At 50.5% G+C, this 12,286-nt stretch carries 14 protein-coding genes; 10 read left to right on the plus strand and 4 right to left on the minus strand.

The features are described from left to right. Positions 1-92 precede the first annotated feature (92 nt). Positions 93-1,067, minus strand: a complete 975-nt coding sequence (locus tag H8L47_RS10225) for an IS5 family transposase (RefSeq protein WP_186953498.1) — start codon at positions 1,065-1,067, stop codon at positions 93-95. Positions 1,068-1,236: 169 nt separating this feature from the next. Here H8L47_RS10225 and H8L47_RS10230 point away from each other — a divergent pair, with 169 nt between their 5' ends. After that, positions 1,237-1,743, plus strand: a complete 507-nt coding sequence (locus tag H8L47_RS10230) for a hypothetical protein (protein WP_186953499.1) — start codon at positions 1,237-1,239, stop codon at positions 1,741-1,743. Between the two features lie 72 nt (positions 1,744-1,815). On the opposite strand, the gene H8L47_RS10235 is transcribed toward H8L47_RS10230, so the two are convergent. After that, entirely contained in the window at positions 1,816-3,006 is a 1,191-nt protein-coding gene (locus H8L47_RS10235) for an MFS transporter (protein ID WP_186953500.1), read from the minus strand. A gap of 272 nt (positions 3,007-3,278) precedes the next feature. Between H8L47_RS10235 and H8L47_RS10240 the strand changes: the two genes are divergently transcribed. The 6 genes from H8L47_RS10240 (at position 3,279) to H8L47_RS10265 (ending at position 8,558) form a co-directional block, all read left to right on the plus strand. Further along, positions 3,279-4,970 carry an ABC transporter substrate-binding protein gene (locus H8L47_RS10240; protein WP_186953501.1) on the plus strand — a complete coding sequence of 564 codons (1,692 nt, stop codon included), beginning with the start codon at positions 3,279-3,281 and terminating at the stop codon, positions 4,968-4,970. Between the two features lie 201 nt (positions 4,971-5,171). After that, positions 5,172-6,539 (plus strand): tetratricopeptide repeat protein, encoded by a 1,368-nt coding sequence (locus tag H8L47_RS10245; protein ID WP_186953502.1) that lies wholly within the window; start codon positions 5,172-5,174, stop codon positions 6,537-6,539. Between the two features lie 32 nt (positions 6,540-6,571). Then, the gene (locus tag H8L47_RS10250) at positions 6,572-7,072 is read left to right on the plus strand and encodes a hypothetical protein (RefSeq protein WP_186953780.1); all 501 of its coding nucleotides are present in this window, start codon (positions 6,572-6,574) and stop codon (positions 7,070-7,072) included. 198 nt (positions 7,073-7,270) lie between these two features. Further along, positions 7,271-7,690, plus strand: coding sequence for a hypothetical protein (locus H8L47_RS10255; RefSeq protein WP_186953503.1), 420 nt, complete (start codon positions 7,271-7,273; stop codon positions 7,688-7,690). A 75-nt stretch (positions 7,691-7,765) separates the two neighbouring features. Continuing rightward, positions 7,766-8,170, plus strand: a complete 405-nt coding sequence (locus H8L47_RS10260; RefSeq protein WP_186953504.1) for a hypothetical protein — start codon at positions 7,766-7,768, stop codon at positions 8,168-8,170. 34 nt (positions 8,171-8,204) lie between these two features. Further along, positions 8,205-8,558: a hypothetical protein gene (locus tag H8L47_RS10265; protein ID WP_186953505.1), complete on the plus strand. Its 354-nt coding sequence runs from the start codon at positions 8,205-8,207 to the stop codon at positions 8,556-8,558. A gap of 25 nt (positions 8,559-8,583) precedes the next feature. Here the strand turns inward: H8L47_RS10265 and H8L47_RS10270 are convergent, their stop codons facing one another. Beyond that, positions 8,584-8,961: a hypothetical protein gene (locus H8L47_RS10270; RefSeq protein WP_186953506.1), complete on the minus strand. Its 378-nt coding sequence runs from the start codon at positions 8,959-8,961 to the stop codon at positions 8,584-8,586. A gap of 25 nt (positions 8,962-8,986) precedes the next feature. Further along, positions 8,987-9,541: a 3'-5' exonuclease gene (locus H8L47_RS10275; protein ID WP_186953507.1), complete on the minus strand. Its 555-nt coding sequence runs from the start codon at positions 9,539-9,541 to the stop codon at positions 8,987-8,989. A gap of 456 nt (positions 9,542-9,997) precedes the next feature. On the opposite strand from H8L47_RS10275, the gene H8L47_RS10280 reads away from it, so the two are divergent. From H8L47_RS10280 to H8L47_RS10290, 3 genes are all read left to right on the plus strand, one after another. Beyond that, the gene (locus H8L47_RS10280) at positions 9,998-11,269 is read left to right on the plus strand and encodes a tetratricopeptide repeat protein (protein ID WP_186953508.1); all 1,272 of its coding nucleotides are present in this window, start codon (positions 9,998-10,000) and stop codon (positions 11,267-11,269) included. A 62-nt stretch (positions 11,270-11,331) separates the two neighbouring features. After that, a complete protein-coding gene (locus tag H8L47_RS10285; RefSeq protein ID WP_186953509.1) occupies positions 11,332-11,955 on the plus strand; it encodes a hypothetical protein in 624 nt (207 codons plus the stop codon). Between the two features lie 86 nt (positions 11,956-12,041). Beyond that, the gene (locus H8L47_RS10290) at positions 12,042-12,278 is read left to right on the plus strand and encodes a hypothetical protein (RefSeq protein ID WP_186953510.1); all 237 of its coding nucleotides are present in this window, start codon (positions 12,042-12,044) and stop codon (positions 12,276-12,278) included. Positions 12,279-12,286: the final 8 nt, after the last annotated feature.

Genomic DNA, 12,286 nt, shown 5'->3' on the forward strand with positions numbered 1-12,286 from the left:
CAAGTAGCACATTCAATTGATAAAAGCGTCGTTCGAGCTATTTTTGCTCCCCCCATCAGGCCATTGATGGGGTTTTTGCTCATTTTTGTCCACTATGGGCGCACCTGTACCAGCAAGTGCCGACGCGATAAATAAATATTGGCCAAGGCCAGCGCAGTAAATGCGCGTGCGGCATTCTTTGCCAATCCACAATACCGCACCTTGCTGAATCCCCAGAGGCGCTTGACCACCGCAAAGACGTGCTCAACGCGCGCACGGATCTTCGATTTATTGCGGTTCTTGCCTCGCTCAACCTCGTCAATCTCCCCTGATTTGCGGGTGCGTTGATTGGTAAAGTCTTTGGCTCCTGGTGCTTTGGAGAGAATCAAATTCTTTTGACTGGCATAGGCACTATCACCGTACACCCGTTTTTCACGCCCATGCAGCAGCTTGGGCAGGGGATGCTTGTCATGAACGTTGGCTGATGTCACAACAGCACTATGTGTCAGCCCACTTTGGCTGTCGACGCCGATATGCAGTTTCATCCCAAAGTACCATTGCTTCCCCTTACGCGTTTGCCGCATTTCGGGGTCACGTTGCTTCTCACTGTTCTTGGTCGAACTCGGTGCAGCAATAATGGTCGCATCGACGATCGTGCCTGTCTTTAAACTCATGCCGCTGCTGCTAAGAACGCGGCCAACTTCCGTGAATAACTGTTCAGCGAGCTTATGCTGCTCCAGCAAATGCCGGAACTTGAGCATCGTGGTGGCATCAGGCACCGACTCACAGCCAAGATCTATGCCAACAAAGCGACGCAGGCTGACGCTATCGTATAGGGCTTCTTCGCAAGCAAAGTCGGCCAGGTTGAACCAATGCTGGATGAAGTGAATGCGTAACATTCGTTCCAGGCCAATTGGTGGTCGACCGTTCCCGCGCTTCGGATAATGCGGTTCAATGATTGCGCAGAGTTCCTTCCACGGCACTATCTTGTGCATCGTGTCGAGAAAAACGTCACGTCGTGTCGGTTTGCGATGTTGTTCAAAGCTCGCATTCTGATCTTCTGCCATCGCCAGTGTCTGTTGTTTCATGGAAGTCAAACGTCTTGTTCGGTTGTCAGTCTTTAACGCTTGAGAATAGAATCCGTTTACTTAATCAGCGTAGCCTTAAACCTTCCGTGATACAGATGCATTAAGAAATGCTCAGTTACAACATGGGCCAGCCGATCAAAACTAACCTACAAAAATAAAGAAAAATTAAATGCAGCAGATCATTGGTACCATCACTTCACTGATCATTGGTTTTTTTGCTTGGGGTTTCACCCTACTATTTAGCAAAGGTTCAAATTCACTTGGCTCCTTTGGTTGGATTGACGCCTTTGTTTTCTTTACTCCTATCGTCTGTTTGATAGTGCCAGCAGCGACCCGCCGTTTTAAAGACAATTCGCCAGCCCAGGGAATGTTTCTGCTTGCCATTGCGCCCATTATTGGAATATTGAACTATATCCCCTTGTTTTTTTGCGTGTTTCTAATGACGAAAATCTTTGGTAACAGCCCAAATAATGATTATTATTCAGTTCTCTTGTGTCAATTGGTCTGGGCCTGCGTACTTTGGGTAAATTTAAAAGTAGCTGACAACGGACCTAAGCTTGAGGACCGTCCCCTATCAAATCAGGAACAGCACAAAGCAAAGAACTATTCTGGAATTTTGCAAATCATAGGATTGGCATATGCTTGCCTTGTCGCATATTTTTTGTTGAAACTATGAATTACCTTTACCAATCTGCATCACTATTTTTTCCATTGCCCGCTACCGCAAAACTGATCAAATAAGCTCCCCCTACCTCACCCCATAAACCGCCGACACCCGCGTCCCTACCACCAGCAAAAAATGCGTGACCGCACAGGCACTCAGTATCCACGCCAGCGGTAAGCTACCCACCAGCGCCCCCGACAACACCAGGCTCACAGGCATCAGCAGTTTGAACAGCGAACCGGTGAGGCCGGATATGCGGCCTATGTAGCGGCTGTCTGTACTCTCCTGGCGATAGCCCCAGACGCAGACATTGCCGATGACTGTGCAAAAGCTGTTGATGCTCAGTGCCAGCAACAACAAGGGGATGCTATTGCCCCAGGCCAACAAGAGCATGGAGCAGGCCTCGACGCCCAATTCCAGCGCCAGCAGGCGGCCCAGGCCAAAGCGCTGGCGCAGGCGGCTGGCGACCAGGCCGCCGATGACGCCGCCTATGCCTGCCACGCCATACATCAGGCCGACTTGAGCCGCGCCCAGTTGCAACTGGTCACGGGCGCGAAACAAAAAGAGTACATCTACCACGCCCGCGCTGCCATTGATGATGACCACCAGCCAGGCCATGTGCCACAGGGGTTTATTGGCGACCAGCACGCGCCAGCCATCGCGCCACTCATTCCAGAAACCATCGGGATCAGGCTTGCGCACTGGCAGTTGCAAATCCCTGAGCAACCAGGCGGCCAGCATCATCGCAACCATGGGCAACCACAGGCCCAGGTCCATGCGTATGGCAATCACAGCGCCCGCCAAAGCCGGGCCAAGTATGCTGAAGACCTGGCTTAACACCGTCAACTGCCCGGTGGCGGGCAAGAGCAATTGTTCTGGCAGCATTTCTTTGAGCATACCCATGCGGCATATCGCATACAGGTAATGCAGGGTCATCAGCAGGAAGGCGGTGATGAAGAAAAATGACAGTGCCCGCGCACCATTATCCAGCAGCATTGCCTGCATGCCGGTTAACACGACGATGCCGACAATGGCAAAGCGCGCCCAGCGGCCCCGGTCTATGCGGTCTACCCAAACACCGATGAACATTGCCAGCAGCAAGTTAGGCAACAACTCAACCGCGCGCATGCCCGTCATGACCCCGGCAGATTGCGTCAACTGGTAGAGTATCAGCGGCATGGCCAGTTGATAGATTTGTGTGCCTAGCGAAAAGCTGATGGTCGATGCATACAGACGGCGAAAGTTGGCGTGTTGCCAAAGCGAAGGAGTGGACATGAAGGAATGCGAGAGAACCTGGTTAATCAATGTTTTAGTGGACTGTAACAATAGGAAACGAAGTGCCTGCCATGTGCGCAACGACCATGGCTGCGTTGCAAATGCTCGCGATAGCCCCGCTATCGCTGCGCTTTGCGCCTTGCCCTGATGCGTCGGGCGCATGTCTTTCACTTCCGTTTCCTACTGTTACAGTCCACTAGCGTATATCAAAGGCGGAAAGACAAAAACGGATAGAATCAAGTATTTCTTTCCGCCTTTATTACGACACCAAGATGCGCCTGCTTGATCACTTCCAGCGCCTGGCCGACTGGCACCCCAGCGCCCCTGCACCTGACCTGGCACAGATTGCTGCGGCCCTGTGCTGTAGCGAACGCAATGCGCGCACACTGCTCAAGCGCATGCAGGAGCAAGGCTGGATAGACTGGCAGCCAGGCAATGGGCGCGGTCATCGCTCACGCCTGCGCCTGTTGCAAGACCATGAAAGCCTGCGCCTGCAAAGACTGCATCACCTGCTGGCTGACGGCAAACTGGAAGCTGCCTTCGATGGCTTGCCCAGTGCGGGGCGTGAACGCCTCAAGCAATCGCTGCCCGGCTATCTGGGCAGTGGCCGTGCTGGCACTTTGCGCATGCCCTTCTACCGCCCGCTGCATGCGCTGGATGCCATCCACATCAACCGCCGCACCGAGCAGCACATCATCATGCAGATATGCGCTGGTCTGACCGAATATGATCGTGCCAGCGAACAAATCATCCCCGCACTGGCGCACAGATGGGATGCCAGTGCCGATGGCAGCAGTTGGGAATTTATCCTGCGGCCCGGCCTCCAATTCCACGATGGCCGCCCTGTGCGGGCCGAGGATGTGGTCTATTCCTTGCAACGCGCCCGTGATACCGCTGGCCCTTACCGCGCCATGTTTGCTCATCTGGCCAGCATCAGTGGTACTGAGCGCAGTGTGAAGCTGCAACTCAACAAACCCGATCATTTGCTGCTGCACCTGCTGGCGCACCACGCCGCCGTGATCATGCCAGTGGATGATGACAAACGCGCAGATTTCGCCAGCCTGCCTATGGGTGCCGGGCCTTTTCGCCTGATACGCAACAATGAACACCGGGCCACGCTCGCAGCGTTTGATGGCTATTTTCGCGAACGCGCTTTGCTGGATGAAATTGATTTATGGGTCGTGCCACATGGCAGCCCCTTGCCTGAAGTTGACCTGCATCTGGCGCATGCATCGCCTGATCAAGTACCTGCACCTGATGATAGCTGGTCGCGAATACGCGCGCTGGAACAAGGCTGTGACCTGGTCATGCTGAACCCGGCCCGCGCAGAATTTGCCACGCCTGCTGCACGCCTTACCATCGGTGCCTGGTTGCGCCCCGCTGCGGCAGAGTTGGCCGCAAAAGAAACCCGCCCCATGGCTTTTGGCATGCTGCCGCAGTGGAATCATTTACCTGAAAAAACGACGATAACAGCACCCACCTTGCCAGAACATCTGGACATAGTGACCTATGAGCTGGACAGCCATATAGCCCTGACCCATTGCGTCGCGGGCAGGCTGCGCGAGGCGGGAGCCGCCGTCACTATCCACATCCTGCCCTTTCCCGAATTTGGCCCCTACGGCTGGCGGGATTGGGCGGACGTCGTGATTGCTGGTGACGTACTCGACAATGACATGGAATTTGGCTTGTACAGCTGGCTGGCCGGAGAATCACTGGTCAAGCAAATGACGGACAAAACAGCGCGCAACTGGCTGGCGCTAGCCAGCACAAAAATCGCTGCAGAGGCAGACGCGATAAAGCGCGCAGCATTCATCGAAGCCTGCTTCGCCCGTATGGTAAAACAAGCCTGGATACTACCCATGCGCCACACCCGCCACGGCATAGACTATGGCCCGCAACTCGGCGGCGTGACCCTGGCACGTTGTGGCTGGATGGATTTTCGCAAGCTATGGTTGCGGCCTTGAAGTATGTCAGCAAAACCGGTTAAGCAGGAATAACTAAGTAGAAGTAGCGCTAGCCGCGAACGTTTTACCTTGTCTATCGTTGTTAGCTATATCAGGCATTCGCGGCTAAAGCCACTCCTACAAAAAATCCAGCGCAACACCTGACGCACCTCACTTATTTCATTTACAATAAATCTTTGTTCATCAATTACTCAAATGTCCATGCGCAAAATCATTCCCCTCCTCATGTTGTCAGGTGCACTCCATGCGTCTCTTGCTCATGCAGATCTTGACGCCGGATTTAAAGCGGCAGAGAAAAAGGATTTTGCAGCTGCACTCAAGGAATGGCAGCCACTGGCAGAAAAAGGCAATAACGTAGCGCAATTTCATCTGGGCGTCTTGTATGCAAAAGGCCAGGGGGTGCCGCAAAACTATGCCAAGGCCGCAGAATGGTATCGCAAAGCTGCCGACCAGGGATACTCCAGCGCACAGCACAACCTGGGTGCTTTTTACTATAAAGGGTGGGGGGTAACAAAAGATTATAAGCAGGCTTTCATTTTGTTCAGCAAAGCAGCCGCGCAGAATGTGCCCACAGCGCAATTCAGGCTTGGTGTCATGTACGAACTTGGGCAAGGTGTTCCTAAAAATTCTACAGAGGCACTCATCTGGTTCCGCAAGGCAGCTGAGCTTGGCGATGCTGAGGCCCAAGTGCAAATGGGCCACATCTACTTTACTGGAACAGGTGTCACCAAAGACGAAGCGCAAGCGGCGGCATGGTTCCGCAAAGCGGCAGACCAGGGGGATGCCGATGGGCAGCTCAATCTGGCGTTTATGCTAAACAATGGCGAAGGTATCAACAAAGATGCTCAACAAGCTTTTGAATGGTATCTCAAAGCAGCAGAGCAAGGCCGGGCCATTGCACAATACAATGTGGCGTTCATGTATGACAAGGGCCTGATAGTGCCGCAAGACCATGCAAAAGCCTTTACCTGGTATGGCAAAGCAGCAGAACAGGGAGACCGGTCCGCACAACTCAGTCTTGGATACCTGTACAACCAAGGGCGTGGGGTAAAGCAGGATTATGCACAAGCGCTGGCATGGTACAGCAAGGCTGCCGCTCAAGGCGTTGCCACTGCACAATTCAACGTGGCAGCCATGTATCTCGACGGCGAAGGCGTGACACAGGATAACGCGCAAGCTTATAGCTGGTTTCACAAAGCCGCAGACCAGGGACATGCTGCCTCACAATTTTATGTAGGCATTTTGCACCTAAATGGAACGGGCGCGCCCAGAGATTTTCCTTTGGCCTTAAGCTGGTTTCGTAAAGCTGCTGACCAGGGCAATGGCGATGCCCAGTTAGCATTGGCGGCAATGTACGAGAAAGGAGCCGCCGTATCACAAAACAAGGTAATAGCCTGCGCACTTTACACGCTGGCAGCCAGCTCGAATACCGAAGGTGCTAAAACAAGTCGCGACAAGATCCTTGCGACAATGTCTGAACAATCAGCCGATGCAGCGCAAAAACTGTCAATGCAGATGGCTGGGCCTGGCAACCTGCTCAAGGCACTTGATCAGTATGTGCTACGGTGAATGTGTCAAGTACACAGATCAAAGCTACCCTTATGCAAAACATCCACCCCATCACCCGCGCCGATATCAGCAGGGGCACGATCATCATCACCGTCGGCATGCCGTATGCCAGCTTCGTCGACAAATTTGGCGAGAAGCATTCAGATCATCCCAGTGACTGGGACAGCCCAGGCCCGGTAGAGCTTTGGTTTTTTGAGCTACCCTGGGGACATAAAATCACACTGGAATATCAGATCAGCATAGACCAGTGCAATATCTATCTGGACTTGTTGGAAATTGACGCCGTACTGGATTATCTTCAATTGCGCGCGTATGAATTTTACTTATGGACTGACAGTATCGATTACATCAAGAAGTTTCATCCCGAAACGCAAACAGCATTGCAAGCCCATCACTTGTACCGGCTGGATGACAATGGCAACTGCATCCTCATGCAGACTTACGAAAGCTTCAGGGTCGCTGACTATTACAGAAGACTGTATGAAGAGCGCGGGCATAAGCAGTTGTACAGTGTGGAACGGGCGGCAGAATAATTTGGTTTAACTAATTTGTAGGGTGCGCCGTGCGCACCAGATTTAGACAATATTAAGCTTGCATATAGAAATAAAATGTACCTTTGGCTTTGAGTGTTTACCGGAGACCGTGCGTGACATCCTGCATGCCAATAGCAAACATAAAAATCACGCAGAGAATTCCATAGGTTTTGCTATCTTTCAGGATAAATTTTCTTTATGAAAAACAGTTACAACGACGCAGCGTTTTTCCTACTGCTTCATATCACAATCATTCTGTTCATGGTGGGAAGTCAGTTTCTGGGAATGAATTGGTCTTTCGCCGAGAGCAATGCCTTTGGGATCTTGCTGGCACACCCAGGCTTAGCAATGCTGCATTTATCTTTTTCCCTTTGCCTCTTATTTTTATTCTGGCTCAAGAACGAGAAAACACACAAACTGATGTTTTGCATCGCACTGATTGGCTGTATTTACGGAGCCTACCTGATTATCTTCCATGCGATAGGTCTAGATTTTCTATTGATATTTGGTGCCAGCAGAATCATGCGCTTTAGCGCGCCAGTCGCACTGCGTGGCGGAACCGGCATATTTGCTAAGCCTATCCATCGAGCAGAAGATCATGCACAAAAAGAAAATTGATCAAAAAATGAATCTCAAAACATTCACACTAGCAGCATCGATACTTTGTTCTGGATTGCGCAGGTAAGGCTACCGATGAAAAACAACTACAGCGATGCCGTGATTTTACTGGCACTTCATATTGCGACTATCCTGATCTTGATGGGTGGACAGCTACTTGGCGTGCATTGGTCTTTTACCGAAGAAAATAGATTTGGGCGCATGCTGACACATCCTGGGCTGGTGGCGATACATCTATTCTTTTCCACCAGCCTGTTATTTTTATTCTGGCTCAAGAATGAGAAAACATACAAACTCATGCGTGGCATTGCACTGGCGGCCTGTATCTATGGGCTATTTCTGGCCTTTGCCGTTTCCATAGGTATAGATTTTGTACTGGCGTTTGGAGCAGGCAGGCTATTGCGTTTTGGCGCACCAGTGGCATTGAATAGCGAAGCTGGCGTATTCTCCAAGCCCACCCATCGTGCTGATGGAAATTAAAGCAATCTACAAAACAGTACGGCATACGTAAATCATGCATACCCATATTAAAGATCCTGCAGCATTTTTTCTTGCACTTGGCGGTATGCATGACGCCAGGTTTCATGTGAGAGTCAATCAGTCAGATGAGACATTGATGATTGATGTGGACGACATCTATCTCAACTTCCTTGATTTGCCTGAGTATCCTGGAAAACAGAACTCTACTTTTACTTTTTTCGATGTAGAAAATATCTGCTTGGATTTTGCGGTGGAAGACAGTATCAATTGCCGCATTTATGACATAACGATTAAGAGCGAGAAAGATTCGTGCAGAGATACTCTGATAATGTCCATCTCACCAGGCGGGCAACTCGCTTTTGATTTTTCTACTGTAAGGCGAGATTAGAGTACGCTGTATTCACCCTATAAATTTACGAACAGCCACTCTCAAAGTCAGTAATCACTCGATCAAAAAAAGCACGCAAGCAAGCGGTAGAACAAAAGAAAGCGTCATTGATGTCATCAAATAGTGTCAGTGGATTGCCTGATTCAGTCACACCATGATCTAACAGGCTGACAGAAGTAATGACATCTGCGGGCGCAAAAGAATCTGTATTACCAATTCTTTCCATCGCATTGATTGAAAAACAAATAAATTTCCCGTCAGCGAGCTTACCGCAGTTGCCACAGGTTCCACTTGCGGGGAAAAATCTGCCTGTTTTGTGTGTTTGTAGAGGATATTTCATATTTTGGAATGAGCATATGCCGGCAAGTATTGACGCGCGCGGCACGCCAAGATTAGCAAGCAAGGTCTATATCTGTATTGCCCTCATCTTAACGCATCCCCGCATCAAACAAAAACGGCAGCAGCCGCGCGATATTGCGCGCGTCGTCTATGCCTCGGTGTGCGGTGCCGGCAAATTCCAGCCCGGCATGGCGTATTGCCTGCCCCAACCCCAGTTTCTTGCTCAGATTAAAACGCTCAGACATCAAAGGCTTGAGGTTGATGTGCGGTGCGCCTATGGGATTGGGGATGCGGTGGAATGCACAATCCTGCTGAAATTGCTTGCGGTCATAATCGCCCCAGGAACAGAACACGAAACCCTGGTATTGATACAGCCATTTTTTAACCTGTGCGGCCACGTCCTTGAATAAAGGCGCGCTGTCCACGTCATGTTGTTGTATGGAGGTGAGTTCTGTGCAAAAGCTGGTCAGAACTGGATATCTGACCGGCCGCACAAATCGCTGGAATTCGCTGACAACTTGAAATTGGCGTGCTTCGACCATAACAGCGCCGAATTCGATGATTTCCATCTGCTCACGCGGCACACTGCCCTGGTCGCAGCAGGTGGCTTCAAAGTCGATGACGAGGTAATAATTTGTTTTCATATTTTTCTTATTGTTGGGCGCGCAAAGTCGCAGGCACAGGCCATGCTGCCACGCGCATTTTTAAAGTTTTCTGAAAAGAGATTCAGATTTTATATCGCAAGTATTTTTTGATGTCTGCAGAGCGAATTGCTGTGTGACATCTTGCTGAACATGTCATGCTTGTTGTGTCGCACCAGCTATTGTTAACTTCTTTTTTAGGCTGGCCAACATATCCGGGATGGGTCTTGATCACATAAGGCGGTAATGCTGCGATGGACGGATTGTAGCAAGGGCTGCTTGAGGAAAGAAAGCTTTTTTGCATTTGATGTTGTGAGTTTGCTGCATACAAACCCACGCTTTTGCATGGTTTGTGCTGACTGCCATTCACATTCTTTTAGCAAAAAAACTCATGGAAGGCCAGTTCGTTCATTGCCATATCTGCTACTATCGTCCATATGATCCCGTCTTGATTGCGCCATGAAAAAAAATCTCCGGCTTTGTCTCGCTGTTGCCATACTATTGACCTGTTACCCTGCAGCTTCGCAAAGTATTGCTGAAGCAACTGCGATTCGCCAGTCAGGTGATTTGAAGACTGCGTTTGACATGTATGAAAAACTTGCTCATCAAGGCAATGCAGAAGCGCAGTTTCATCTCGGGTTTTTCTACGAAACCGGGCAAGTCGTACCGCAAAATTATGTGCATGCTGAAACCTGGTACAAAAAATCTGCACTACAAGGCTTTGTCAAAGCCCAGTCCAGCCTGGCCTGGCTGTATGCGAATGGTCTGGGCGGAGTAAAAAAAGACCCTTTGCAAGCCGCCATCTTTTATGAAAAGGCCAGCGCCCAAGGTGATGAAGTTGCCGACGGCTCGCTCTACAGGCTGTACAAGCTTTACCCTGAACTGCGCGACGCAGTAAAAAATGCCAGAGAAGCCGAAGCCAATGCCAGCCGCCAGCAAGCCCTGGCGCAACAACAGCAAGTGGAAAACGAGGCGCTGCAAAAAGAATCGCTCGCCTGCCTCGATACACTTTACAACGACACCAGAACCAAATCACTGGCTGGCAAGCTACTCATGGATACCCGCAAGACAAGCAGCCTGGAACTGATGGCGAATAACACCAAGCCCAATGCCAAGGACAAGGCGGCGCTGTCGTATGTCGTCGCTGAATGGGAAAGATGCATCGATATCCATGCCGAACCGCGCAAGAAAACACTGCGACCAGAAATCGAACAGTTAATCAGCGCCTACCGGCTGGATTTGCGCAATGCCTTTGCCGACCTGTATGGCGGCAAGTACAGCTACGGTGAACTGGCCAGGAGCAGGGCCAAACTGGACCTGGAATTCAATCACAAACTCAGCAACACGGTCGCCAGCCTGCAAGCCAAAGACATGGCCGATGCCAGACAAGCGCAAGAGGCAGAAGCGCAAAGACGCTATGCCGAAGCACAAAACCAGCAACAGCGCGATGCAGAAAAGCAAAGGCAGCAAGAAGCCCGCCGCCAGCTACAAATCCAGGAGGCTCAACTGCAACTGGCCCAACAGCAAGCGCAGCAACAAGCTCAATTGCAACAACGAAATAACTTCTTGCAAAATTTGCAGTTACTACAAATGCTTAACCCGCCAGCTCAACCACAGGCGCCAGGACAAGCACCGCAGGTGATCATTCAGCAGACACCAGCGCCGCCGCCGCCACCACGTCAATGTACATCGACACGTTTTGGGTCTACGGTAACCACGAATTGTTTTTGAATGCGTCATGTGGCTTTGAAGCAAACTTCAATTGCGTAAAAAACTGACGATCAAAATACAAAATGTATCCAGCAAACTATAATTCAGAAAACATTTGCATAGCTCTTGGTCTGGGGGGTTTTGCCAATGACGATGATATGGCTCAGGCAGAATATGCTTTGCGTGTATTGTTCAAAACATCCCATGAGCCAGAAATGTGTCTGACATTTATTCAAAAAGAGGGGGTAGTCAAACTCACGCTAGTAGCAGCATTGTCACCGGTCTGGCAACAAGCCTGGGAAATACCAAAACAAACACCGACTCTTCGCTCACAGACAGACATCCCAGTCGATGCCTTCATGCATCTGCTTGATTTGCTCATGGTGGCAGAATGCGCACTGGAAAAACCACAGTCGTTCACCGTGCATGACGGCATGGTCGTTCATACTGTCTTGCGTGGCGGGGCTTACGGCTTAATCAATATAGGTGATAACAACGCCAATCATAAAGCCTATTCCCAATTTTTTTGTGAGGTACTTGATCTGGCGAAATCAACCATGAACGATGTCAATGCAAGTCTAGCATTTCGCCAGTTTAGAGGACCAACCAAGCAAGTATGCAGAACCCTGATGCTGGGGTCGCAAGAAGAAACTGCCCAGATCATGAGCGCATTACAAAGGGTGCATGCAGAGGATAAAAGCAATTAAATCAACAAAGCATCTTATACTGGCACACAACTTCTACTTAACACATTAATTCCACTTCACATTACTCACCCCGCCCAGGAACCCGCATGAACACCGTATTCGCCGCCCCCGTCTTTGACACCACCGTGATATTTGAAGGCAAGGAACTCTTCAAAGGCAAAAGCGCCGCCGAAAACTGGGCCAAAAAACTGGGTGCAGAACTCGACTGCGTCACCACCGTAGAAAAGATAGGCACGGGCTGGGCTATCTGCGGCAATGTCGATGGCGAGGATTGTGTCTGGGCGATCTTGGGGCAGAGGTTGAAGAGGATCAATAGGGAATAAAGGATTGA

This window comes from Undibacterium umbellatum, assembly GCF_014284125.1.
GTDB lineage: Bacteria > Pseudomonadota > Gammaproteobacteria > Burkholderiales > Burkholderiaceae_D > Undibacterium > Undibacterium umbellatum.

Coding starts and splice junctions, on each gene's coding strand:
- H8L47_RS10225 (WP_186953498.1), bottom strand. CDS start 1,067: ATGAAACAACAGACACTGGCGATGGCAGAAGATCAGAATGCGAGCTTT.
- H8L47_RS10230 (WP_186953499.1), top strand. CDS start 1,237: ATGCAGCAGATCATTGGTACCATCACTTCACTGATCATTGGTTTTTTT.
- H8L47_RS10235 (WP_186953500.1), bottom strand. CDS start 3,006: ATGTCCACTCCTTCGCTTTGGCAACACGCCAACTTTCGCCGTCTGTAT.
- H8L47_RS10240 (WP_186953501.1), top strand. CDS start 3,279: ATGCGCCTGCTTGATCACTTCCAGCGCCTGGCCGACTGGCACCCCAGC.
- H8L47_RS10245 (WP_186953502.1), top strand. CDS start 5,172: ATGCGCAAAATCATTCCCCTCCTCATGTTGTCAGGTGCACTCCATGCG.
- H8L47_RS10250 (WP_186953780.1), top strand. CDS start 6,572: ATGCAAAACATCCACCCCATCACCCGCGCCGATATCAGCAGGGGCACG.
- H8L47_RS10255 (WP_186953503.1), top strand. CDS start 7,271: ATGAAAAACAGTTACAACGACGCAGCGTTTTTCCTACTGCTTCATATC.
- H8L47_RS10260 (WP_186953504.1), top strand. CDS start 7,766: ATGAAAAACAACTACAGCGATGCCGTGATTTTACTGGCACTTCATATT.
- H8L47_RS10265 (WP_186953505.1), top strand. CDS start 8,205: ATGCATACCCATATTAAAGATCCTGCAGCATTTTTTCTTGCACTTGGC.
- H8L47_RS10275 (WP_186953507.1), bottom strand. CDS start 9,541: ATGAAAACAAATTATTACCTCGTCATCGACTTTGAAGCCACCTGCTGC.
- H8L47_RS10280 (WP_186953508.1), top strand. CDS start 9,998: ATGAAAAAAAATCTCCGGCTTTGTCTCGCTGTTGCCATACTATTGACC.
- H8L47_RS10285 (WP_186953509.1), top strand. CDS start 11,332: ATGTATCCAGCAAACTATAATTCAGAAAACATTTGCATAGCTCTTGGT.
- H8L47_RS10290 (WP_186953510.1), top strand. CDS start 12,042: ATGAACACCGTATTCGCCGCCCCCGTCTTTGACACCACCGTGATATTT.